This window comes from Paraflavitalea speifideaquila (assembly GCF_032395985.1).
Lineage (GTDB): Bacteria > Bacteroidota > Bacteroidia > Chitinophagales > Chitinophagaceae > Paraflavitalea > Paraflavitalea speifideaquila.
In genome coordinates, this window is record NZ_CP135920.1 from 8,100,344 (window position 1) to 8,121,008 (window position 20,665).

34 protein-coding genes and 1 pseudogene are annotated in these 20,665 nt (G+C 44.6%); 14 read left to right on the forward strand and 21 right to left on the reverse strand.

The features are described 5' to 3' along the window. Nucleotides 1-304: 304 nt before the first annotated feature. Both RS881_RS55580 and RS881_RS55585 read left to right on the forward strand, forming a co-directional pair. Nucleotides 305-508, forward strand: a complete 204-nt coding sequence (locus RS881_RS55580) for an HAD-IA family hydrolase (protein ID WP_315818641.1) — start codon at nt 305-307, stop codon at nt 506-508. Then, nucleotides 495-659, forward strand: coding sequence for an HAD hydrolase-like protein (locus RS881_RS55585; protein ID WP_315818642.1), 165 nt, complete (start codon nt 495-497; stop codon nt 657-659). The genes RS881_RS55580 and RS881_RS55585 overlap by 14 nt, the downstream gene beginning before the upstream one ends. Here the strand turns inward: RS881_RS55585 and RS881_RS55590 are convergent. From RS881_RS55590 to RS881_RS55600, 4 genes and pseudogenes are all read right to left on the reverse strand, one after another. After that, nucleotides 656-1,201 carry a phosphatidylserine decarboxylase gene (locus RS881_RS55590; protein WP_315824939.1) on the reverse strand — a complete coding sequence of 182 codons (546 nt, stop codon included), beginning with the start codon at nt 1,199-1,201 and terminating at the stop codon, nt 656-658. The two genes, RS881_RS55585 and RS881_RS55590, sit on opposite strands and share 4 nt — an antisense overlap. A gap of 167 nt (nt 1,202-1,368) precedes the next feature. Further along, nucleotides 1,369-2,247 (reverse strand): phosphatidate cytidylyltransferase, encoded by an 879-nt coding sequence (locus tag RS881_RS55595; RefSeq protein WP_315818643.1) that lies wholly within the window; start codon nt 2,245-2,247, stop codon nt 1,369-1,371. A gap of 12 nt (nt 2,248-2,259) precedes the next feature. Beyond that, nucleotides 2,260-2,493: pseudogene (locus tag RS881_RS61300) on the reverse strand (hypothetical protein); the annotation flags it as partial. A 29-nt stretch (nt 2,494-2,522) separates the two neighbouring features. Beyond that, the gene (locus RS881_RS55600) at nt 2,523-3,002 is read right to left on the reverse strand and encodes a CPBP family glutamic-type intramembrane protease (protein ID WP_315818644.1); all 480 of its coding nucleotides are present in this window, start codon (nt 3,000-3,002) and stop codon (nt 2,523-2,525) included. Nucleotides 3,003-3,316: 314 nt separating this feature from the next. On the opposite strand from RS881_RS55600, the gene dusB reads away from it, so the two are divergent. Next, a complete protein-coding gene (dusB, locus tag RS881_RS55605) occupies nt 3,317-4,183 on the forward strand; it encodes a tRNA dihydrouridine synthase DusB (RefSeq protein WP_315818645.1) in 867 nt (288 codons plus the stop codon). A 466-nt stretch (nt 4,184-4,649) separates the two neighbouring features. Further along, a complete protein-coding gene (locus RS881_RS55610; RefSeq protein ID WP_315818646.1) occupies nt 4,650-5,336 on the forward strand; it encodes a M28 family peptidase in 687 nt (228 codons plus the stop codon). A gap of 88 nt (nt 5,337-5,424) precedes the next feature. On the opposite strand, the gene RS881_RS55615 is transcribed toward RS881_RS55610, so the two are convergent. The 13 genes from RS881_RS55615 to RS881_RS55675 form a co-directional block, all read right to left on the reverse strand. After that, complete coding sequence (locus tag RS881_RS55615; RefSeq protein WP_315818647.1) at nt 5,425-5,940, reverse strand: hypothetical protein; 516 nt, start codon at nt 5,938-5,940, stop codon at nt 5,425-5,427. Between the two features lie 19 nt (nt 5,941-5,959). Beyond that, nucleotides 5,960-6,352, reverse strand: a complete 393-nt coding sequence (locus RS881_RS55620) for a glutathione peroxidase (protein ID WP_315818648.1) — start codon at nt 6,350-6,352, stop codon at nt 5,960-5,962. A 310-nt stretch (nt 6,353-6,662) separates the two neighbouring features. Next, on the reverse strand, nt 6,663-7,838 hold the full coding sequence (locus tag RS881_RS55625) for an aldehyde dehydrogenase family protein (RefSeq protein ID WP_315818649.1): 1,176 nt from the start codon (nt 7,836-7,838) through the stop codon (nt 6,663-6,665). Between the two features lie 17 nt (nt 7,839-7,855). Next, nucleotides 7,856-8,071 carry a hypothetical protein gene (locus tag RS881_RS55630; protein ID WP_315818650.1) on the reverse strand — a complete coding sequence of 72 codons (216 nt, stop codon included), beginning with the start codon at nt 8,069-8,071 and terminating at the stop codon, nt 7,856-7,858. A gap of 360 nt (nt 8,072-8,431) precedes the next feature. Next, on the reverse strand, nt 8,432-8,848 hold the full coding sequence (locus RS881_RS55635) for a hypothetical protein (protein WP_315818651.1): 417 nt from the start codon (nt 8,846-8,848) through the stop codon (nt 8,432-8,434). 41 nt (nt 8,849-8,889) lie between these two features. Then, a complete protein-coding gene (locus RS881_RS55640) occupies nt 8,890-9,162 on the reverse strand; it encodes a hypothetical protein (RefSeq protein WP_315818652.1) in 273 nt (90 codons plus the stop codon). 32 nt (nt 9,163-9,194) lie between these two features. Continuing rightward, a complete protein-coding gene (locus tag RS881_RS55645; protein WP_315818653.1) occupies nt 9,195-10,499 on the reverse strand; it encodes a DUF3857 domain-containing transglutaminase family protein in 1,305 nt (434 codons plus the stop codon). A 75-nt stretch (nt 10,500-10,574) separates the two neighbouring features. Further along, nucleotides 10,575-10,712, reverse strand: coding sequence for a hypothetical protein (locus RS881_RS55650; protein WP_315818654.1), 138 nt, complete (start codon nt 10,710-10,712; stop codon nt 10,575-10,577). Next, nucleotides 10,697-11,251: an aminotransferase class I/II-fold pyridoxal phosphate-dependent enzyme gene (locus tag RS881_RS55655; RefSeq protein ID WP_315818655.1), complete on the reverse strand. Its 555-nt coding sequence runs from the start codon at nt 11,249-11,251 to the stop codon at nt 10,697-10,699. The genes RS881_RS55650 and RS881_RS55655 overlap by 16 nt, the downstream gene beginning before the upstream one ends. Nucleotides 11,252-11,324: 73 nt before the next feature. Further along, complete coding sequence (locus tag RS881_RS55660; RefSeq protein ID WP_315818656.1) at nt 11,325-11,561, reverse strand: aminotransferase class I/II-fold pyridoxal phosphate-dependent enzyme; 237 nt, start codon at nt 11,559-11,561, stop codon at nt 11,325-11,327. Nucleotides 11,562-11,652: 91 nt separating this feature from the next. Continuing rightward, nucleotides 11,653-12,039: a GntR family transcriptional regulator gene (locus RS881_RS55665; protein ID WP_315818657.1), complete on the reverse strand. Its 387-nt coding sequence runs from the start codon at nt 12,037-12,039 to the stop codon at nt 11,653-11,655. A gap of 109 nt (nt 12,040-12,148) precedes the next feature. Further along, nucleotides 12,149-12,283, reverse strand: coding sequence for a GreA/GreB family elongation factor (locus tag RS881_RS55670; protein WP_315818658.1), 135 nt, complete (start codon nt 12,281-12,283; stop codon nt 12,149-12,151). Nucleotides 12,284-12,308: 25 nt separating this feature from the next. Beyond that, entirely contained in the window at nt 12,309-12,491 is a 183-nt protein-coding gene (locus RS881_RS55675; protein ID WP_315818659.1) for a hypothetical protein, read from the reverse strand. Between the two features lie 930 nt (nt 12,492-13,421). On the opposite strand from RS881_RS55675, the gene RS881_RS55680 reads away from it, so the two are divergent. The 6 genes from RS881_RS55680 to RS881_RS55705 all read left to right on the forward strand — a co-directional run bounded on the left by RS881_RS55680 (nt 13,422) and on the right by RS881_RS55705 (nt 17,956). Then, complete coding sequence (locus RS881_RS55680; protein ID WP_315818660.1) at nt 13,422-13,655, forward strand: hypothetical protein; 234 nt, start codon at nt 13,422-13,424, stop codon at nt 13,653-13,655. After that, the gene (locus tag RS881_RS55685) at nt 13,652-14,164 is read left to right on the forward strand and encodes a serine hydrolase (RefSeq protein WP_315818661.1); all 513 of its coding nucleotides are present in this window, start codon (nt 13,652-13,654) and stop codon (nt 14,162-14,164) included. Before RS881_RS55680 ends, RS881_RS55685 begins: the two co-directional genes overlap by 4 nt. After that, nucleotides 14,161-14,583 (forward strand): hypothetical protein, encoded by a 423-nt coding sequence (locus RS881_RS55690; RefSeq protein ID WP_315818662.1) that lies wholly within the window; start codon nt 14,161-14,163, stop codon nt 14,581-14,583. Before RS881_RS55685 ends, RS881_RS55690 begins: the two co-directional genes overlap by 4 nt. Nucleotides 14,584-14,606: 23 nt before the next feature. Beyond that, a complete protein-coding gene (locus RS881_RS55695; RefSeq protein ID WP_315818663.1) occupies nt 14,607-16,580 on the forward strand; it encodes a glycoside hydrolase family 9 protein in 1,974 nt (657 codons plus the stop codon). A 178-nt stretch (nt 16,581-16,758) separates the two neighbouring features. Beyond that, a complete protein-coding gene (locus RS881_RS55700) occupies nt 16,759-17,223 on the forward strand; it encodes a polysaccharide deacetylase family protein (RefSeq protein WP_315818664.1) in 465 nt (154 codons plus the stop codon). A 166-nt stretch (nt 17,224-17,389) separates the two neighbouring features. Then, entirely contained in the window at nt 17,390-17,956 is a 567-nt protein-coding gene (locus RS881_RS55705) for a sterol desaturase family protein (RefSeq protein WP_315818665.1), read from the forward strand. Nucleotides 17,957-18,053: 97 nt separating this feature from the next. On the opposite strand, the gene RS881_RS55710 is transcribed toward RS881_RS55705, so the two are convergent. Genes RS881_RS55710 through RS881_RS55725 form a run of 4 tightly spaced genes read right to left on the reverse strand, consistent with a single transcriptional unit; the run spans nt 18,054 to nt 19,269 of the window. Further along, entirely contained in the window at nt 18,054-18,764 is a 711-nt protein-coding gene (locus RS881_RS55710) for a hypothetical protein (RefSeq protein ID WP_315818666.1), read from the reverse strand. Nucleotides 18,765-18,781: 17 nt separating this feature from the next. Continuing rightward, nucleotides 18,782-18,937, reverse strand: coding sequence for a hypothetical protein (locus RS881_RS55715; protein WP_315818667.1), 156 nt, complete (start codon nt 18,935-18,937; stop codon nt 18,782-18,784). Continuing rightward, entirely contained in the window at nt 18,927-19,073 is a 147-nt protein-coding gene (locus RS881_RS55720) for a hypothetical protein (RefSeq protein WP_315818668.1), read from the reverse strand. Before RS881_RS55720 ends, RS881_RS55715 begins: the two co-directional genes overlap by 11 nt. Before the next feature lie 16 nt (nt 19,074-19,089). Further along, on the reverse strand, nt 19,090-19,269 hold the full coding sequence (locus RS881_RS55725; protein WP_315818669.1) for a hypothetical protein: 180 nt from the start codon (nt 19,267-19,269) through the stop codon (nt 19,090-19,092). A gap of 210 nt (nt 19,270-19,479) precedes the next feature. Here RS881_RS55725 and RS881_RS55730 point away from each other — a divergent pair, with 210 nt between their 5' ends. The 4 genes from RS881_RS55730 (at nt 19,480) to RS881_RS55745 (ending at nt 20,603) form a co-directional block, all read left to right on the forward strand. Next, nucleotides 19,480-19,689, forward strand: a complete 210-nt coding sequence (locus RS881_RS55730) for a hypothetical protein (RefSeq protein WP_315818670.1) — start codon at nt 19,480-19,482, stop codon at nt 19,687-19,689. A gap of 32 nt (nt 19,690-19,721) precedes the next feature. Beyond that, entirely contained in the window at nt 19,722-19,931 is a 210-nt protein-coding gene (locus RS881_RS55735) for a hypothetical protein (RefSeq protein WP_315818671.1), read from the forward strand. Between the two features lie 35 nt (nt 19,932-19,966). Continuing rightward, on the forward strand, nt 19,967-20,218 hold the full coding sequence (locus RS881_RS55740; RefSeq protein ID WP_315818672.1) for a hypothetical protein: 252 nt from the start codon (nt 19,967-19,969) through the stop codon (nt 20,216-20,218). A 106-nt stretch (nt 20,219-20,324) separates the two neighbouring features. Continuing rightward, nucleotides 20,325-20,603 carry a hypothetical protein gene (locus RS881_RS55745; RefSeq protein ID WP_315818673.1) on the forward strand — a complete coding sequence of 93 codons (279 nt, stop codon included), beginning with the start codon at nt 20,325-20,327 and terminating at the stop codon, nt 20,601-20,603. Nucleotides 20,604-20,665: the final 62 nt, after the last annotated feature.

Genomic DNA, 20,665 nt, shown 5'->3' on the forward strand with positions numbered 1-20,665 from the left:
ACCCTGTGGGATTTTGAAGCCAACAGCCGCAAAACGCTGACAGATATATATGAAGAACTGGCTTTGCATACCAGGGGATACATGATTTTGACCTGTTCCATAAAAGTTACCTGGTGCACAATGATAAATTATGGGCCCGATACCGAAATGGGTATATAAAGGTGGATGAATTGCGCTGGAAAAGGATGTGGCTTACCTTATTGGATTTTAAAATAGGAGATGAAAAGCTGGCGCGGCAGATGGGGAACGTTTTCTGGACCTTTTGCCTTCACGCAACTTGTTGTTTCCGCATACCATCGAAATTTTGGATTACCTGCAAGGCAAAGGTTATAAGCTACACCTTATTACCAACGGATTTGAGCGTACCCAGCATAGCAAGTTAAAGAACAGCGGCATAGATAAATACTTCATTGAAGTGATCACTTCCGAAGGCAGCAACAGTTTAAAGCCTCATAAGGAGATCTTTGATTATGCTTTCCAAAAAGCAAAGGGCCTTGCCTCAGCATAGTATTATGCTGGGCGATAGTGTAGAGGTGGACATTCAGGGAGCCATCAATGCGGGCATTGACCAGGTATTTGTGAATCACCTGCATGTTGCGGCAGAAGTGAAACCCACTTATACAGTACATTCCTTACGGGAGTTGGAAACCATTTTTTAGAAGGTGGCCAATACGGTTACCCCGCCTTTTACCACTTCATTGAGCTTTACGTTTACCTTGGTACCAATAGGCAATAGCAAATCTACCCGGCTACCGAATTTAATGAACCCATATTCAGCACTTTGCTCTACCTTTTGCCCAACGGTGAGGTAGTTAATGATGCGTTTGGCCAATGCACCGGCAATTTGTTTTACCAGAATTTCACCCTTAGCATTGCGGATCACTATAGAGTGTCTTTCATTTTCAGTAGAGGACTTGGGGTGCCAGGCTACCAGGTACTTTCCTTTATGGTATTGATTGTATACCACTTCACCGGAAACCGGGTTGCGGTTTTGGTGTACATTGGCAGGGCTCATGAAAACGGATATCTGTAATCTTTTATCTTTAAAATATTCTTCGTCGAATACTTCTTCAATTACCACTACTTTCCCATCGGCCGGGCAAATAACCAGGTTTTCCCCTTGGTAAGCTGGCGGTTGGGTACCCTGAAAAAGGAAATAATAAATAAGAGCAGTCCCAGGGTTACAATAAAGATGAGCCAGCTAAGCCAGGGCAGGCTATAGCTGATAAAGTAAAACGATAAAGGTTTATGACAGCAAAGATGATCGCTGTAATGAGAATGCTTTTATATCCTTCCTTGTGAATGGTCATTTAGAATGAGTTAAGATTGCAAATGTAAGTAATTAGGAATTATGGGATTGTCGATAGCCTATTTCATAAAGATTGCCACGTACAGCCAAACAAAGGGGGTGGCTATCAATAGTGAATCAAACCGGTCAAGAAAACCGCCATGACCAGGCATAAGCGTACCGCTGTCTTTTACATTGGCCATGCGTTTGAGCTTGCTTTCCAGCAAGTCGCCGGCAGTCCCTGCAATAGCAGCAATGGAAGCAATGGCTACCCAATCAATCACCCGAAAGCGTCCTATCAACCAGCCCAAGAGAGAAATCACTACCACGCATAGTATGGCGCCTCCAACAGTTCCTTCCCAGGTCTTTTTGGGAGAGATGGCCGAAAAAGGTGTTTTGCCTATGAGCGATCCCACGATATAAGCCATTGTATCATTGATCCAAATAGAAAAAATAAGACCACAAGGCAGAATGTAACCTAAATCAAGAAAAACGGATTGGCCTTTGTATATAATACCATAAGAACGCAGGTCCATCATCAATCCCCAGCTTAAGGAAATATACAGGAGGCCCAATGCCGAGAGCCAGATATTCTTTAAGCGGATATTACCGGCAAATAAAAGCTCGATTATGGGTAACATGAATACACAAATAAGGCCTACCCACCAGCCAATGGCATGCAGGGAAAAGTCGCCAATATTATAGGCATTGTTGGTAAAATAGAGCATGATGCACCAGCCGGCAATCCGTACCCCGTATTTATGCAAGGGAGTGATGGTAGTATATTCGGGGTCTATTTTACCAACGAGTTGCTGGTATTCGCTCCAGCAACCAAAATGAATGATAGTAAAGAGGAGTAAAAAACTCCAATGGCTCCATAACAAGCCGCCCAGCATAACCACCACAAAGATGACAGCTGTAAGTGATCTTGTTTTTAACGTAGCCAGGTTAAGTGCCATGAGTGGAAAGGGTTATGCAATAAATTGGTTGGTAGGGGTAAGGTCATCAACCCGGTACACTTTGGAATAAGTAATGGTCGATTGCCGACGGTAATACCACAAAATAGCCCACACGGCTACACCACTAACAAGGGAAACAAGTAATGGCCCCTCGGGATTGGTATTGGCTAATTTTGGTTGAAAGGAAACTGCGATTACCTGTGTTGCGTTGTATACAAAATGGGCCAGGATGCTTGTCCATAAGCTACCGCTGTACCAATATAAAACACCGAGTACTACTCAAGGAACATGCGTGGAAAGAAGCCCTGGAATTGCAGGTGTAAGGCCGAAAACAGAAAGCCGGTAAGGATGATGCCCACCCAGGGGTTGCGGGTAAGCTGTATCAGGATACGTTGTAAAGCACCCCGGAAGAAAAGTTCCTCACAAACAGCAGGAAATAGTCCGATGACGATCACATTGATAATTACATCAATGGGCTTATTTGATTTAAAGAAAGCTTCCATTTGTCCGGACGCCTTATTTTCCAATTCTACCATCGAAGACGGCAAGGGAATCTGCTGGTTAAGCTCTCCCAACCATAGGGCAAAAGGGAAGGCCAAAAGAATGCAAAAAGCAGCCAGTACATACATATTAGGTTGCTCGGCCTTTTTAAATCCTAAGAAATAAGTGTATTTCCCGGTGAAGGTGAATACAGCAAATAAAAACGTAGGCAATACGAACAGGATAAGGGAAGAAAAGGCTTGAGCCCATTTCAAGCTGTTAATAACTTGAGGATCAGCCAAATCCATCTTCGGCGGCTGAGAATTGTCAAATATCCCAGCCAGAACCAATACCAGGGGAAAGGCCAGCAAAATAGCCAGTTGCTTCCAAGGTGATTTTATGCGTAAATGACCGATCATAAACTGGTATAAACGAATATTAGTATGTAAATTTGCCGCCGCTCCGGGCACCGCAAGATACGCGATGCGAAGATAATTGTTCCCGCATCATATTGGGTAACCGCTGCACTTTTATTATGCCATCAATTGGTCACATATCATTGCCTGATTTTCCGTTATTACTTGCTCCGATGGAGGATGTGAGTGACCCACCATTCAGGTATGTGTGCAAACAAAATGGCGCAGATCTGATGTACAGTGAGTTCATATCCAGTGAAGGGCTGATACGTGATGCGATCAAAAGCAGACAAAAGCTGGATTTCTCCGAATTTGAACGACCATTTGGCATTCAGATCTTTGGTGGCGATGAAGAAGCAATGGCATTAAGTGCCCGGATCGTTGATACGGTGCAGCCTGACCTGGTAGATATCAATTACGGCTGTCCGGTAAAGAAAGTAGTTTGCAAAGGAGCCGGCGCCGGTGTATTGAAAGATGTGGACCTGATGGTTCGCCTTACCAACGCAGTAGTTAAATCGACCAGCTTGCCGGTAACGGTTAAGACCCGCCTGGGCTGGGACGACAATACGAAAAACATTGAAGAAGTAGCCGAAAGGTTGCAGGATACGGGTATCAAGGCGCTCACTATACATGGTCGCACCCGCGCCCAACTGTACAAAGGAGAAGCCGACTGGTCATTGATCGCTAAGATCAAGAACAATCCACGTATCCAAATTCCCATCTTCGGGAATGGTGATATTGATTCGCCTCAAAAAGCATTGGCCTATAAGAACAAGTATGGAGTAGATGGTATCATGATTGGCCGCGCAGCCATCGGTTATCCCTGGATTTTCCGGGAAATCAAACATTACCTGCAAACAGGCGAAATACTTCCCTTACCAACGATCGAAGAGCGGGTAGAAATTTGCCGTACACACCTGCGTAAATCCATCGAATGGAAAGGTGATATTGTTGGCATCTTTGAAATGCGCCGCCATTATACCAATTATCTCAAAGGTCTCCCCATATTAAAGAATATCGTACCAGACTGGTTACCGTAAAAACAAAAGAAGAGGTAGAAGAAGTGCTGGAGGAAGTAAAGAAAGCCTTTGCCGGAATGGTACCTGAACGTCAGGTGGCCAGTTTCTCCTCAGGACAGCTGGAAGAATGCGCTTATTAAGGCTGTTTATAGCCGTAGACCAGAAATCCTCCTTTGATTGGATTTTCCCTTCTAACTTTATACAAATTCCTCTATATGCTATTGCGTTGCACCCAAACAGTTATTGTTGTCCTGGTCATGCAGCTGCTGGTAGTTGCCTGTAAAAACAAAGCCAGCAAGAATCCGGATGGAAGTAAGAAAACATCAATAGCCGCCAGTTTGGACAGCGCAACCCTTATCCATGACCTGGCTTACCTGTCTTCAAAAGCATTGGGCGGACGCGAAACAGGCTCTGCCGGTAATGCATTAGCGCAGGATTATATTACCAAACGATTGGATTCGTTGCAACTGAAGCAAACAGATAGTGGGTGGTTCCAGTCCTTCCCTTTGGAAAACAAGTCATCAACCGCCACTGGAAAAATATTATGGGCATTATTCCCGGCACCCTCTATCCCGATCAATATTATGTTATATCAGCCCATTATGATCACCTGGGCACCAAAGCAGATAAGGTCTATTTTGGTGCCGACGACAATGCATCAGGCACTGCCTGCCTGCTGGCGCTTGCCCGTTATTTTAAACAAAATCCGCCTAAACACTCCTTTATCCTGGCCTTCTTTGATGCCGAAGAAAAGGGGCTAATCGGTTCCCGTTATTTTGTGAAGCACTTGCCGATAGACAGTACAAAGCTGCTGTTGAACGTAAATATGGATATGGTTAGCCGCAATGACAAAAATGAAATTTATGCGAGCGGCACCTATCATTCTCCCTTTCTGATAAAATATGTTGACAGTATTAAACCGTTGACCAGCGTAAACATTTCATTTGGGCACGACACGCCTAAAGAAGGTCATAATGACTGGACCAACCAATCGGACCATTACCCTTTCCACCTGGCCAAAGTCCCCTACCTCTATTTCGGAGTGGAAGATCATCCGGACTATCACCAACCCAGCGATACATTTGATAAAGTAGACAAAGGCTTTTACTTCCGGGTTTGCAATATGATCAAAGAAACAGTTACACTACTGGATAGGCAAGAGAAGCTGCAGTAAAAGTCGAGAAGTCCGGGTAGCAGAGATCAGAACCAGGAGGTCTGATGTGGGAAGGCCAGCGATTACGTCCGAAGGATTCACTAACAAGTCAGGTGGTTTTTACAAATGCTTCCAGTTTTGAAGAATAATCCTTGGCCCGCTTTTCGGCCGAATAATCAGTACCCAGCATAAGCAGCGTTTGGACAGCTAAAGTGATGCCCAAACCAACCCAAAATGCTTTCTCTGGCCTGGCACGATACAGCACGATCAATACAATGCCCGTAATAAGCAGGGCAATCTCGACCCATTTATAGAGGGTGAAGTTTTTTACCACTTTTTGTATACGGGGCAACTCCTGCTCTTTTAATTGCTGGGGATTCATATCATAAGCATACACATTGCGAAGGCGGTCGCCATCACTTCTTTTATAGACGGAAAAACCAATTACTAATTCTATTACCCCCACCAATAATAAAGGGATGGCAGCCCCTTTATAGAGTTGGGTGCGCAATACGAAGAAAAATACCAGGGCCAATGCCACAGCGACAATACCGATAATAAAGAAAATAAGGCTCACCTGCTTTTCGGCCATAAAATACTTTTCAATATCTGTTTTGGTAAGCATGGTATTGGTTTTAGTATTCTTACTTAGCAATAGCAGTGATCACTACATTACTCGTGGGTGATACGGAAGGATCAAAATAGTGTGTAAGCACACCCCGCTCATTTACCAGGTATTTGGAAAAATTCCAGGAAGGTTCCTGTTCATTCCAGCCATTCAGCGCTTTATGTGTAAGCCAGCCAAATACAGGGTTCTGTTCAGGTGACTTGATCACAACGCTTTTCTTTGCCAGTGGAAAACTAACGCCGAAATTGACTTTACAGAACTGCGCTATTTCTTCATCGTTGCCTTTTTCTTGTTCATGAAAGTCATTGGCCGGAAAACCAATAATGACCAACTTGTCCTTGTACGTTTCATATAGCTTTTGCAGGTCCTCGTATTGATTTGTATAGCCACAGTCGCTGGCCGTATTCACCAGCAATACCTTTTTCCTTGCAGCGACGATAGTGATAAAGCTTGTCCGGTATTTAGAGTAATCGTCAGGTCATAGACAGATTTTGGAGCAATTACTCCCTGGTCATTATTCATGGTTTTATTGTTTTTCCTATCAGCCGGGTAACACCCATAAACAAAGGGTACACGGCTTTGGATATTTTTTGTTTCAGATTCATATTGGTTGTATTTCTGTTAACATAGGCTACATAGATAATGAAAATCAATACCAATATTGACAAGAAGGTCAACATTTTTTTAAGCCTACGATATCTATTTCTCTCGCTCATTATTTAGCGGATGATCCATTTAAACAATTTCAATTTGCCTTTGAAGGGTGGATATTTAATCGCCGGATCAAACCAGGTAGGTGTTTTCATCACAGCCTTTCGATGGCTGAAAGTTTCAAAGCTATTGCGGCCATGGTAAGCGCCAATGCCGCTGGCTCCTCGCCCGCCAAATGGCAGGTGGTAATTGGTGAGGTGCCAACTGCTGTTATTGATACATACGCCCCCAGCAGGTACCTGCTCTATCCAGGTCTTTTGTTTTTTACTGTCGGACGAATAAATATAAAAGGCCAATGGATTGGGGTGCCGGTTGATAATGGCCCTGGCTTCTTCCCGGGTATCAAAAGGAATAACCGGTAAAAGGGGCCCAAAAATTTCCTCCTGCATAATGGTTGCGTCAGGAGCAGGTTGTTCCACTAAAGTGGGGGATATATACAAATTATTGGCATCAATCTGTCCACCATATACTACCTTATTGCCTGCTATTAATTGAGTTAACCGGTCAAACTGCTTTTGGTTGATGATCTTCCCATAATTATAGCTAGTGGCAGGGTCATCAGTAAAGAATTGCTGCAGGGTTTGCTTCATGGCATCGAGGAAAGGATTGTATACCGCTCGTTGCACCAACACATAATCCGGTGCTACACACATTTGTCCTGCGTTGGAGAATTTGGCCACTGCTATCCGCCGCGCAGCCACCTTGATATTGGCATCACTTTCCAAAATACAGGGGCTTTTACCACCCAGTTCCAGGGTTACGGGTATAAGCTTTTCAGCTGCCATCTGGTAAATGATCCTGCCAGTTGTTGTACTGCCAGTATAAAAGACATGGTCAAAGCGAAACTGCTGCATCATGGCAGAAACCACAGTAGCTCCATCGCCTTCCGCATACAGGATATATTCTTTGGGAAATGTTTCTTCAATCAGTTGCTTCATGACAGCCGAAGTAGCAGGAGCAAATTCACTGGGTTTAAGCACGATGCAATTGCCAGCAGCCATAGCACCTACCAAGGGTGTAAACAGTAATTGTAGTGGATAATTCCAGGGCGCCATGATCAAAACAATGCCAAGTGGCTCACGTAATATATAACTGGATGAAGGCAAGTTAACCAGGTTGGTCCCAACTCGCTCAGGCTCCATCCAGGCGCTTAACCCCTTAAGCGCTACATGGATCTCACTCAACAGGAAGCCTGTTTCAGTTACCCAACTCTCCTCGGGACTTTTTTAAGGTCGGCGTAGAGGGCCTCATGTAATGCCTTTTCATGGTTTAGCATGGCCTTTTTCAGGTGCAACAATTGTTCTTTCCGGAACCTGTAAGGCCGGGTTACACCACTATCATAATAATGGCGCATTAGCAGCAGCGCATCGGTTAGCCGTTCGGTACTCATTGGCATATCTCCCTTGAAATTACTCATTATTTGACATATAAATGAGGGAACTGACTGCCCATGTGAATCGGGGAAGGAGAATATTTATAGACACCGGGTTGGCGTAGGGCAAAAATTGGTGAAAGTACAGGTCTGCCCTCAGTTGCCTTACCTTCACCAATAGCATAAGTAGACTTAAATATGCTTAAAAACAATGCCAAAAATTTGGGCACCTATGGAAGAATATAGCGGTGCTTATTTGTCTTGTAGAGATAACGCTACACAATGAGATGGTTTCGCATTGGCCTTACCAACAACCTGGTGATATTCAGGAATAACTTGCCGGGAACCGCCGTTTGCTATTACAGGAGATCATTCTTAAGGAAAACTTAAAACGAATGGCAGGCATTACTGATACCATTTACAAGCAATGCCTTCAACGTCTTTGAGTCCACCACAATATGCCGCCACTGATGAGCAAGATGGCAATGATGATGTAACCGGCATTACCACCACTATCTTTTTAACGGAATTGTCTTTAAAAGTAGTTGATCCATCACCTTTACTGAGACTGTAGCTAAGATTTTCTTCAAAAGATTCGTATTCCTTGAAAAAGGCAGTGGCTTCCGAAGGCAATACATGGTCCTTCAGGCTTTCATATTCATATTTCAGTTTTAGCTTTCGCCCGCCATACTTAGCCTGGCCACGCATGGAAAAAGCAGCACATTTCATTTCCTCCATCATTTCTGTAAAATTCCAGTCTTCCGGTAAATTCACAATCACCTCTTCGTGGTACCTGGCCGGATGGGTAATGTAAAAAGGCATGGTGCGGTTAACATCCTTGGGCTTTTACAATAGACCATTGATCACAAAAGGAGAGAAATAACTTTTTTGAGTCCGCCCTCTTCTTCCCAGAAATCTTTGATGGTATAGTATTCCAGCGTCGTAAACTTACCGGTTTGCTCATCATCTGTATAGGTAAGGCTGTCAATAGTAGCCTTTTCAAAATAGCCCAAATAGAATGTTTGGAATGTTTTACGCATCTCAAACAAACTGCTGCTGTTGAAATCGCCCCGGATATCATCGGCAAAAGAGCCGGAATAGGTAGTTTTTACTGTAAGTCGCGCAGCTCCCGACATACCGGGTATACTGAATTCTTCTTTGATATCTATTAACCCCTTATTATTCTGAGGGGGAATGGCCGTAAGTCCACTAGTTTCTGATTCAATAACAAGGCCATATTGGTAATCGGGGTAACTAATATCGCGGAGTTTACCACGCTGATAAGAAATGCTAGGATCGAACCAATAAGACTGCCCCTTGTAACGAATGCAAACTGTGGCATGATCAAAAGCCGTTGGCGTAGGTAACCAGTCTTTAATGTTTTTCTATACGAGGTACTGATCAATACAGGATATGCTTCAACATCTAATGCCCGCAACATGGTACATAGCAAATAGGTCTTATCCTTACAATCGCCAAACCGCTGCGCAAATACTTTGTCGAGGTGGTGCGGTCTGTGCGAACGATCACCCATTTCAATGCCCAGATAACGCACATCATCTTGTACAAAACGTAGGGCAGCCAGGATACGTTTTTCTACGGAAGTATCGGCTTTCTTTATTTCTTCCATCTTTCGTAGTAAAGGAGCCGCTAATTTATCACCAAAAGGAAAGAGTTGGAAGGCCCAGTCATTCACTTCTTTCCAATCTTTGTATTCACTAACCATTACCATCGAATAGGGATCATACCAACCAGGTACCCGATCCTGGAGATGCAATGCGGGGATCCTTTCCAGCTTCCAGTCATAAACGGTTTCATGGGGTGTTTGCACCGTAGTACAGGGCAGGTCGATCAGACTGTTTTTGATAATGAGTGTACGCGCTTGGGGCATTATGATCCGGTAATACAGGTTATACATCGGCACATCAAAACTGGTAGTCAGCATGTCGGCATACTTGCCTTTGAATACAGGATTGAACCCTTTAATAGTATAGCTGTATTCAATGATATCCCCTTTACGCACATCTTCCAGAAAAAGAACAGACGACAGGGAGCCGTTGTACAGAAAGCGGTTAAGTTCGCGCTCCTGCTGAATCGTCTTAATCTTCGACAGTTGCAGCTTATTGATCTTTTCGACGCCACGAATTATGTTGATCGAATGAAAGATGAGTTGGCTATAAGAAGGGTCAAATCCTACACTTACTTCAGAGGCATTCTGTACGCCCGATTCGGAAATGATCCGGAAGGCACGTTTGTAATAGGTAGACTGATGCCCAACAGATACCTGTTTATCCAAAATCAAGTCTACATAACCACCTTCTGCTTCCTGGTCAAGTTGCGTATTGGTATAAGCCGGTGAATGAACAGTAACCCACGTGGGTTCTTTTTCCAGACGGGGTTTGTTGTTTTGTGCGTTAGCCAGGGTTACGGGCAACAGGCTAAGAATCAACAAAGCCCGAAAAAGCAAATTCATGGTGCAGGGGTTAAAATTGGGTTACAAATTATAGCTTTCCAGCAGGATTTAAAAGCGCTGTCAAAATAACTCCTATCAGCTGGCTGCTTTTACCAGGATACGAACGACTTCCTGCATCTCTTTTTCATTGAAAGAGGCAAAACCCAGGCGAAGAGCATTGTAGTTGGTTTTCCCAGTGTTGTAGGAACTACCATCATTCATGAACAAACCCATACCGGAGCTTCGGGAAGCAATGTCGGGCAATGAATACTGGGGATGGAACTTGGTCCAGATAGCCATCCCACCTGCAGGCTTTTGGTATTGAATGATCCCTGGTAAGTTTTGGTCCAGCAACGAACAAAAAAATCCCGCCGTTGGAGATATATCTTATTTGATTTTTTTATATGACGTCCGATATCGCCGTTCTTCATCAGATTGGCAAGAGCAGCTTCCATCAGGTTATCGCCCCGGGAATCGATCATCCGTCGCAAGTAAGTGGCTTGTTTGATAAAGATCTCCGGGGCAATCATAAATCCAACGCGCACCGAAGGCGTCAATACTTTGGTAACCGATCCTATGTAAATAACACATCCTCCATGCTGGGTACTGGCCAGAGGCAAGATGGGCGCAGAATCATAATGAAAACTGAAATCATAATCATCTTCAATTACCGCTAGTTTGTATTGCCGCACCAATTCCAGTAGCTGCATCCTGCGGTCCGCACTAAGGGTAGCAGTAGTGGGATGATGATGGTGTGGAATTACATATACCATGCGTATTTTCTTTTTCTGCACACGGTTGCCAGCGCTTCAATATCCATCCCTTGTTCATCGACCCGGATTCTAATTAATCGTGCTCCGGCCTCCTCAAAAGGATATTGGCCAGGTAGTAGTTGGGTTCACCTACTACCACATAATCGCCAGGCTGTATCAGCAGGCGGGTTGCCAGGAAAATAGCCTTCTGGGCACCCCTGGTCATCATTACATTAGTGACCTGTATATTCAATCCCCTGGTAGACGACAGGTGCGATACCATAGCATCTCGCAAAGTATAAACACCGGCAGGATCAGGCCTTTCAATCATCGTAAGCAGTGTCTTATTTTTACCAGGCTCCGGTATTCCCTTAACAAAGCATCCATAGGTGCCAGGCGTGTATCTGGCAGCCCATCATTGATCATGAATTTTGCTTCGTCAAGGCGGTGCTTGCAACGGGAAAAGTAAGCTGTCCATTAAAGCTAAACCCGGTACCGCCTGCATAGGCTGGCAAACTAAGCCCCTGGGTAAACTTGCGCGGTTTTACTTCGGGCAGGTTTTGCGCTACAAAAGCACCTTTGCGCGGAATGGTCTCAATCCAGTCCTGCGCACGCAACTCTTCATAAGCAGCCACAATGGTTTTGCGGTGCAGTTGTAATAGCTCTGCCATTTCCCGGCTACCAGGTAAGGCAATTCCAGGTTTGATAAGGCCTTCCCGGATCAGGCTCACCAATCGGTTGGCAACCTGCTGGTATATGGGTGTAGGGATTGTTTTATCAACAATAATAAGTGTTTGAAATGGAAGCATGCTGGACTACTTAACTTGTTTATGAAGTGGCACAAAGGTAGTCCAAAGAAGAGATAAGTGCCTACTTTAAACACAAAGGGGCGGCACAGCCACCCCTTATAACATTTTACTACTCATTGATGACTTCAAGGATAGTAAATGTTTTTTTGCCAGCTGGTACCTGCCAGCTTACTTTTTGTCCCTGGCGGAAGCCAATCAAGGCAGCCCCTACGGGCGCCACCACAGAAACCTTCCGCGCCTTCATATCGGCCTTTATTTTCACCTTGAATTCAACCGGACGGTATCCGCCGGAAATCATCTTTATCTACCAACCTGGCCCGTTTCAGTTCAGCCTGCAATTCCTGCGTACTATTACGCTCTACCAGCGTATTGCCATGCCAGCTATTGAGGTAAGATGTCAATAATTTGTAATCATCCAGCCTGAGTACAAGCTGAGTACTTATCTTTTGCATTGTTTATCATTTTAAAATAATTAATCTACCGACTAAAAATTGCCGGACTATCTGTTCCTAGAAAAACTTTGTATCGGATATATTGCGATACCTCATGTCTCCTGACCCGCCGCTCCCGCAGATCAGATTCGAAGGAATAACGCAAGCGGCGCATTACAGGAGTTCGTTCTATACCTCCTGAAGACTTCTTCTTGGTTTTTCATCGTTCCCAGTAACAGCAAGGGTATCGATAGTAACAATAACCATAACCAATTTTCACTGCCAATAAACCCTTGCTTAATGATTATTGCATTAAGCAATACAAGCGGCAGAAAAATCATCCTACTACCTGCACCCAAATCTTGATATTTTGCCATGATCCACCTTTTGAATTGGCAGCTTATTTACATGCAGGCAGACCTGCAGCCCAATCATACAGAAGTTTATACCTTTAAGCAATTACCTATGCCCGTAAGGTTATACTCGCCATAATGAGCGTAGCCTGTCAACAGTTGCCAATGAAATTAAAATCACCAGCTTCAATGAGGATTGAAGCAATGGGTATTCAATAAGTTAATAGCGCATAACCCCAGCCCGGGTAGTATGAAAAGGCCGGGGATTAATTATGAAAGTCTTTGCAGGTGGGATAATAATTAGACTTCTTTCCGAAATTGAACACCAGGCAGGCACAATAAGTCTGTGCTTCAAGCAATTGATGCTTGAAGTATACAGCATATTTATGTTTGTGTGCACCTGACATGTTATAAAGATAGCAAAAATAAAACAAAGGTGACAGATATAGCCATATTATAGGGCTTTGGTGTTAAAAGCATCATAAAACACCAGCGTTTCGTATCTTACTCTTATGAAACGTTTTCTTGCAGCATATACCTGCTTATTGCTTTGTTTTCACACCCATAGCCAGCAAAAACCGATCCCTGGTTAGATCAATTGCTGCGTCAACAGGCCTCTCCTGCCTTGTTGAATGTACTGAACAAACCCGACAGCTTTCAGTACCAACTAATCTACACCCAAATCAACCGCGACAAAAACAACCGCCCGCAACTCAAGCATTATTACCTGAACGTAGACAGGAACCGGTATTTTAACCCGGCATCCATGGTAAAAATGCCTACGGCTTTCATCGCCCTGGAAAAACTGAATGAACTAAAAAAGCCGGTGTGAACAAATATACGCCCATGCTTACCGATAGCAGTTATGATCGGCAAACAACCGTATGGACCGATACATCCGCGGCCAACGGCTTGCCCTCTGTAGCGCAATACATCAGGAAGATCTTCCTGGTAAGTGACAATGATGCTTACAACCGCCTCTATGAATTTGTTGGACAACAAAGCCTCAATGAAAAACTTTGGCAAAAGGGCTATAAAGACAGCCGCATCACCCGCCGCTTTGTAACAATGAATGAAGAGCAAAACCAGCACACAAACGCCATCCGCTTTATGCAAAACGGGCAGCTGATTTATGAGCAACCCGCAACCTATAATACAATACTATTTGACTTTAGTAAAAAATACTGGTCGGCAAAGGACACCTCAACCGGGACGATAGCCTCATCAATGCACCTATGGATTTTACCACCCATAATAATATGCCGCTGGAAGACCTGCAGCAGGTGGCTCAATCAGTACTTTTTCCAGAATCGGTTAAACCACAACAACGGTTTAAATTGACCGGGGATGATTATCAACTCCTCTACCGTTATATGTCCAAACTACCTTATGAAAGTAAATTTCCCCGATACGATACCACGGAATTCTTTGAAAGCTATACCAAATTCTTTTTCTTTAAGGCTGGGCGAGGTCATATACCACCGCAAATCAGGGCCTTTAACAAAACCGGCTGGTCGTACGGTTTCCTGACCGATGTAACTTATATCGTGGACTTTGAGCATAAAGTAGAGTTTATGCTTAGCGGAGTGATCTATGTGAACAGCGATGGCGTCCTGAATGATAACAAGTATGAGTATGAACAGGTGGGATATCCCTTTTTCAAGGAAACAGGCAATATCATTTACCAGTATGAGCTATCGCGCCCACGGAAATTCCGGCCCAACCTAAAGAAGTTTCAGCTTAATTACCAGGACCAATAAAGCAACCCCACTATGAATAAGTTTTGCCTGCATTTTTTTGCATTGCCTTATTGCTGATCATAAGCCATCCCCTTACTTCTTTTTCGCCAAAGCAACAGCAAGCCAATTCCTGGATACGCATCAATATATTGGGTTATCAGACCAACGGTCCAAAAACAGCCATCTGGTGTGGTAAACAGGATCAAATCATTGCCTCCTTCTATGTGATAGAAGTATCTACCGGGGCGGCGGTGTTGAAAGGCAATACGGGACCAGCCAGCGGTCCATATGGGCCCTTTGCTCAAACCTACCGCCTGAATTTTAGCCGGCTAAAAAAGCCCGGCCGTTATATTGTAAAAGCCGGTGATGCCATTTCGCCTGAATTTACCATTGGCGAGGATGTGTACAAAGGTGCCGCCGATTTTTGCCTGCGCTACATGCGCCAGCAACGAAGTGGTTTCAATCCCTTTTTGAAAGATTCCTGCCATACCCATGATGGTTATACCATGTATGGCCCCATGCCAGATAGTACCCATATTGATGTTTCCGGCGGATGGCATGACGCTTCCGACTATTTACAATATGTTACAACTTCAGCCAATGCTACCTGGCACCTGCTGGCTGCTTACCGCGATTTCCCGGAAGTATTTGGAGATGAATACCAGGCCAATGGGCTGACCGGTAAAAATAACCGTGCCGATGTCTTGGATGAGGCCAAATGGGGCCTCGATTGGTTATTAAAAATGCATCCCCGTGAAGATTGGATGTTCAACCAGCTGGCCGACGATCGCGATCATGCCGGTATGCGCATTCCTAAAGAAGATAGCTTTTATGGTAAAGGATATGAACGGCCTGTCTATTTTGCCACCGGACAACCGCAAGGCTTGTTGAAATATAAGAACCGGGCTACCGGTGTAGCTTCTACTGCCGGCAAATTTGCGAGTGCCTTTGCCCTCGGTTACCAAACCATGCTGCAGGAAGATACGGCCTATAAACTCAAACTGCAACAAAGGGCCCTTTCGGCCTGGCAGCTAGGTATTCAAAAACCAGGTGTATGTCAAACCGCCCCCGGCCGGTCGCCCTATTTTTATGAAGAAGATAACTGGACCGACGATATGGAACTGGCCGCAGCCAGCCTTCGCAATATGCAACGCACAACCGGCGGTGCATCTGATGACGTCATTTTAAAAGAAGGGGTCCAATATGCCAGGATAGAAAAAATAACTCCCTGGCTGGGTGGAGATACTGCCCGCCATTATCAATGGTACCCTTTTATTAACCTGGGGCATTATGAATTGGCCAAACAACTGGAAGGAAGACAAAGGAGAGAGCTCATTGAATACTATAAACAAGGCATTGAAAAGGTTTGGCAGAAAGCCAGGAACAATGCGTTTTACCGGGGTATCCCTTTCATCTGGTGTAGCAATAACCTGACCACCTCTTTTGCTATCCAATGCTACTGGTACCGCGAATTGACAGGCGACACGCAATACCTGGAACTGGAACAGGCCAATTTTGATTGGCTATTCGGTTGCAATCCCTGGGGCACCAGTATGGTGTACGGATTACCAGCCTGGGGTGATACGCCCCTGGACCCTCATTCGGCATTTACCCATCTAAAACAATATCCCATTGATGGTGGACTGGTTGATGGCCCTGTATATGGCAATATTTATAAAAACCTGATCGGCATTACCCTCAATGAGCCTGATGAATATGCCGCTTTTCAGAGCAGCCTGGTAGTTTATCATGACGACTATGGTGATTATAGTACCAATGAGCCCACCATGGATGGTACAGCCTCACTCATTTACCTGCTGGCAGCTAAAGAAAGAGGCACAACCATCCGCTCCAGCGGAGAGGAATCACTCAAATCACTTAAAAAAAAAGTAAAGCCGAACGCCTACTCAGGTCCCAATAAAGCCGTTGGTGAAGCCGGACCTACCCAACAACATAAGGTCATTCCGCAAAACAAAGCCATTACGCGGGGGATATCAATAAAAAGCAACTGGCATTAGTTTTTACAGGTGATGAATTTGCCGATGGTGGCAGCGCCATTATCCGCATAATGCAGCAAGAAGATATCAAAGCTTCTTTCTTCTTAACTGGCCGCTTTTACCGGGAACCTACCTTTGCCGAAACCATCCGGCAGCTCAGGAAGGATGGTCATTACCTGGGGCGCACAGCGACCAGCATTTGTTGTATTGCGACTGGAAACGGCGCGACAGCCTACTGGTAACCAGGCAGCAATTTGATGCAGACCTCCAGCACAACTATGCCGTTATGAATAGCTTTGGCATCAGGCAAGAAGAAGCTCCCTATTTCCTGCCACCCTATGAATGGTACAATGATTCCATTGTTTCCTGGTCAAAACGGCAAGGTTTTCAACTCATTAACTATACCCCCGGCACTATTAGCCATGCCGATTATACCACCCCTGACCTGAAAAATTACCGCAGCAGCGATCATATTCTTCAGTCCATATACAACTTTGGGCAACAATCACCATCAGCATTCAATGGCTTTATCCTGCTTCTACACATTGGAACTGCTCCCCAAAGAACCGATAAACTCTATAACCGCCTCGGTGAATTAATTCAATACCTCAAGCAGGCCGGTTATTCAATGGTAAGGATCGATCAATTACTAGCTCCCCAATAAATTTACAAGTCTGATAAAGCTGACCAGGAAATCGATAAACTATTTTTGTCGTAAATTCATTATAAATCCGGGGTATGCAATTTGAAAAAATTCATAACAAAGGACAAGCCCAATTATTCAGGAACCGGTACCTGGAAATGCTTACAAAAACGCACCCCCTCATCATTTGGGGCATATACCTGCCAGTATTTGCCGGCCTCCCTGGTATTCTGCCAATAAATGGAATTTTACCGGCTGGACGATAGCACTTGTCTTTGCAGCAGGCATATTTTTCTGGACCTTCTTTGAATACATCATGCACCGGTACATATTTCACATGATTGCTGAAAGCCCCCGTGCCACGAAATTCATTTATGTACTCCATGGCAATCACCATCATTTTCCCCGCGACAAAGAAAGGCTCTTTATGCCCCCTGTACCCAGCCTGATCATCTCCTCTGCGATCTTTGGCCTCATGTACCTGGCCATGCAGCAATATGCCTTTCTCTTTTTCCCGGGCTTTATATTGGGTTATCTTATTTATGGCAGTATGCACTATGCCATCCACGCCTGGAATCCCCCTTTTAAATGGATGAAACCCTTATGGCGCAACCACCACCTGCACCATTATAAAGATGAGCATCATGGATATGGTGTTAGTACCACCCTGTGGGACAAGGTATTTGGCACCATGTTCGACCTTACTAAAGAGAAAGAAGATAAAGAAAAAGTAGACCAGCTAAAGTTCAGGTGATCAAAATACTTTTTATAAGTCCTGTGCACCTTATCCAGCTTGGCGCCGGTAGCAGCATGGATAGCCAGCATTTTATCATTAAAATCACCCACCCACGCTAATTCAACCCCTTTACAATACCTTTTGGTACTACCTCCAATTGGAGCGTACGAATAAGCGCCGATTCAATACCGTGGTTTTGGTATTTCTTTTTACAACCTAAGATAATAATACGCAGACGGTCAATAGTAGTTGTTTTTTTATACCACAGGAACTTAAGTTTTCCCCAAAGATTAAGCTTACCATTTACATGCTTCAATACCTGGTTTACATCAGGCATGCACAATACAAAACCAATGGGTTCCTCCTTGTAATAAGCAAACCAGATAATCCTTTCGTCCATGATTGGCTTCATCTGCCGGAAGGATTCTTTAATAACGCCCATTTCAATAGGTGCGAAATTTTCAAATGTGCTCCAGGCATCATTATAGATCTCACTGAAATCTGCTGCATACTTGTTGAACTGCCTTTTATCGAAATGCCGGAATGAATAGCCTGGCTTTTTCATTACCCAATCCGCTATCTTAGTAAATCGCTCAGTAAACGGCACGGTGATATCCAGGTAATTAGTAAGTTGGTCATATACTTTTTCAAATCCATACGATTCGAAGAAATGCTGATAATAAGGTGGGTTATAATTCATGCCCAGGCTAGGCGGCTTAAAGCCATCGATGAGCAAGCCCCAGAATTTGTCATTCTCGCCAAAATTGATAGGGCCTTCCATCGCTTCCATGCCATGAGCCTGCAACCAGGCCTTGGCGGTATCCAATAAAAGATAGGCTGCTTTTACATCATTGATACAATCAAAAAACCGGCTCCGCCTGTAGGCTGAGGGTGCTTATAGGCTTTTTCATAATTCACGAATGCGGCAATACGGCCAATGAGCTGACCTTCTTCATCCTGTAGCAACCAGCGCGTACATACACCGTGCTCAAAAAACATTCCTCAAGGGGTCAAAAACCGCTTCCACTTCATTGTCCAGTGGACTGATCCAATTTGGATCGTCTTTATATAACACCTTAGGCAGGTCAATGAATTGGCGGGCTGTACGGGGGCTGCTAACCTCAATCAGATTCATTGGGCGAACTTAGGAATTATTCACCATTTTTCGTCATCGGGAATATCGTTTGAAGCCTTGAACCGGCTCCTCGTATTGATTTTTCCAATTGCCGCTCTACTATCAGGGCCGCAATCAGTTCACCGGCATTGGTGCCGGTCTCCTGCGCCAGCAGCTGCTTCAGGCGGGGCTCACTTACATCAAGCCGGTACAGCATATTGACCAGCCCCGGAAAGTTGGTTTGAATGAGGTAATTAATGGCCGCAGCCAGCTCCCCATCCAGTCCTCATAATGCTCAACCGGCCGAATGTTAAATTCGGCGGATAGCTCCTGCTGCACCAAGATTATGTTATCCTGTTCTGCCAAAAATGAGTATTTTTAAGTAAGGTCCTCAATTGCAACAGAACCTATCTTATCCGGTAGAATTATGCGTTCTATTGCAGGCCTTATTGTGTTTACCTTATTCCTATTTTCGCAACTGCAGGCACAACGAACCCGTTATGCCAGCCTTAAAGGTACGGTTATTGACTCAGCCAGCCGCCAGCCGGTAGAAGCAGCTACCATTTCTGTTTTCCTCGTTGCCGATTCCTCCCTTATTACTTATGGTATTACCAATAAAAAGGTGAGTTCCTGGTAAAAGAAATACCCCAGGCAAAACCCTGTCGTGTAATGGTTTCCTATAGCGGCCTGCGTAGCTACACCCAGGATTTCATTATTGCACCCGAAACCAAAGAGCTAATTATCAACACCGTCCAGTTACGAAAGACCTATGCTGAAATGGAGGAGGTGATCGTTTCCGCACAACGGCCGCCTATTATGATCAAAAAGATACCCTCGAATTCAATGCCGGCTCATTTAAAACCCCCATCAATGGTGTAGTAGAGGACCTATTAAAACAATTACCAGGTGTAGAGGTGGATGCAGAGGGGAATATCACAGTGAATGGCAAAAAAGTGTCCAAGATCACTGTGGATGGGAAAGACATCTTTGGCAGCGACTTTAAGATCACCTCCAAAAACCTTCCCCGCGACATCATTGATAAAGTACAAATTGTTGATTTTAAAACCCGGGAAGCACAATTTAACAAAACCACTACTGGCAACGAGGATAAGGCCATTAACCTCACCCTGAAAAAGATAAGAAAAAGGCATTTTCGGCCGGGCTAGCACAGGTTATGGGTCCGATAAAAGGTACGAATCCGGTGCCAGCCTTAACTATTTCAGCGGCCCATTACAACTTAATTTTATTGGTTATGCCAATAATACCAATCGCATGAGTTTTTCTGGTGGTGACTTTTCTATTAGCAAACCTACCAGCAGCTTTGCTGGCGGAGGCAGCGGCATTACCGAAACCAAGGCAGCCGGTCTCAACTTCAGCAATGAGTTCAGCAAAAAGTTGCGCGTAAATGGCAGTTACTTTTACAGCAATAGCAATATGGTCAACTCAATCAGCGCCCGCAGACAAAATATCCTGCCCGATACCACTTTTTCTACAACTCTGTCACCCAAAGTACGACAGCCAATAATAACCACCGCCTCAACATCAATATAGAATACAAACCCGATAGCCTGACGGATGTGTATGTGAATGCATTTTACAACACAGGTCGCACA

Excerpts from the sequence above, each read along its gene's own strand:
- RS881_RS55745 (WP_315818673.1), top strand. The coding sequence starts at position 20,325 with ATGAGTTTTTCTGGTGGTGACTTTTCTATTAGCAAACCTACCAGCAGC.
- RS881_RS55645 (WP_315818653.1), bottom strand. The coding sequence starts at position 10,499 with ATGAATTTGCTTTTTCGGGCTTTGTTGATTCTTAGCCTGTTGCCCGTA.
- RS881_RS55725 (WP_315818669.1), bottom strand. The coding sequence starts at position 19,269 with ATGCTGTACCGGCTTGATGTAAGTGAGCCCCGCCTGAAGCAGCTGCTG.
- RS881_RS55665 (WP_315818657.1), bottom strand. The coding sequence starts at position 12,039 with ATGCTTCCATTTCAAACACTTATTATTGTTGATAAAACAATCCCTACA.
- RS881_RS55630 (WP_315818650.1), bottom strand. The coding sequence starts at position 8,071 with ATGAGTAATTTCAAGGGAGATATGCCAATGAGTACCGAACGGCTAACC.
- RS881_RS55720 (WP_315818668.1), bottom strand. The coding sequence starts at position 19,073 with ATGAATCTGATTGAGGTTAGCAGCCCCCGTACAGCCCGCCAATTCATT.
- RS881_RS55595 (WP_315818643.1), bottom strand. The coding sequence starts at position 2,247 with ATGGCACTTAACCTGGCTACGTTAAAAACAAGATCACTTACAGCTGTC.
- RS881_RS55655 (WP_315818655.1), bottom strand. The coding sequence starts at position 11,251 with ATGGTATATGTAATTCCACACCATCATCATCCCACTACTGCTACCCTT.
- RS881_RS55650 (WP_315818654.1), bottom strand. The coding sequence starts at position 10,712 with ATGGGTTTGTTCATGAATGATGGTAGTTCCTACAACACTGGGAAAACC.
- RS881_RS55675 (WP_315818659.1), bottom strand. The coding sequence starts at position 12,491 with ATGCAAAAGATAAGTACTCAGCTTGTACTCAGGCTGGATGATTACAAA.
- RS881_RS55715 (WP_315818667.1), bottom strand. The coding sequence starts at position 18,937 with ATGTTTTTTGAGCACGGTGTATGTACGCGCTGGTTGCTACAGGATGAA.
- RS881_RS55660 (WP_315818656.1), bottom strand. The coding sequence starts at position 11,561 with ATGATTGAAAGGCCTGATCCTGCCGGTGTTTATACTTTGCGAGATGCT.
- RS881_RS55640 (WP_315818652.1), bottom strand. The coding sequence starts at position 9,162 with ATGTCGGGAGCTGCGCGACTTACAGTAAAAACTACCTATTCCGGCTCT.
- dusB (WP_315818645.1), top strand. The coding sequence starts at position 3,317 with ATGGAGGATGTGAGTGACCCACCATTCAGGTATGTGTGCAAACAAAAT.
- RS881_RS55615 (WP_315818647.1), bottom strand. The coding sequence starts at position 5,940 with ATGCTTACCAAAACAGATATTGAAAAGTATTTTATGGCCGAAAAGCAG.
- RS881_RS55735 (WP_315818671.1), top strand. The coding sequence starts at position 19,722 with ATGGTTTCCTATAGCGGCCTGCGTAGCTACACCCAGGATTTCATTATT.
- RS881_RS55635 (WP_315818651.1), bottom strand. The coding sequence starts at position 8,848 with ATGCCTTTTTACATTACCCATCCGGCCAGGTACCACGAAGAGGTGATT.
- RS881_RS55670 (WP_315818658.1), bottom strand. The coding sequence starts at position 12,283 with ATGAAGGCGCGGAAGGTTTCTGTGGTGGCGCCCGTAGGGGCTGCCTTG.
- RS881_RS55730 (WP_315818670.1), top strand. The coding sequence starts at position 19,480 with ATGCGTTCTATTGCAGGCCTTATTGTGTTTACCTTATTCCTATTTTCG.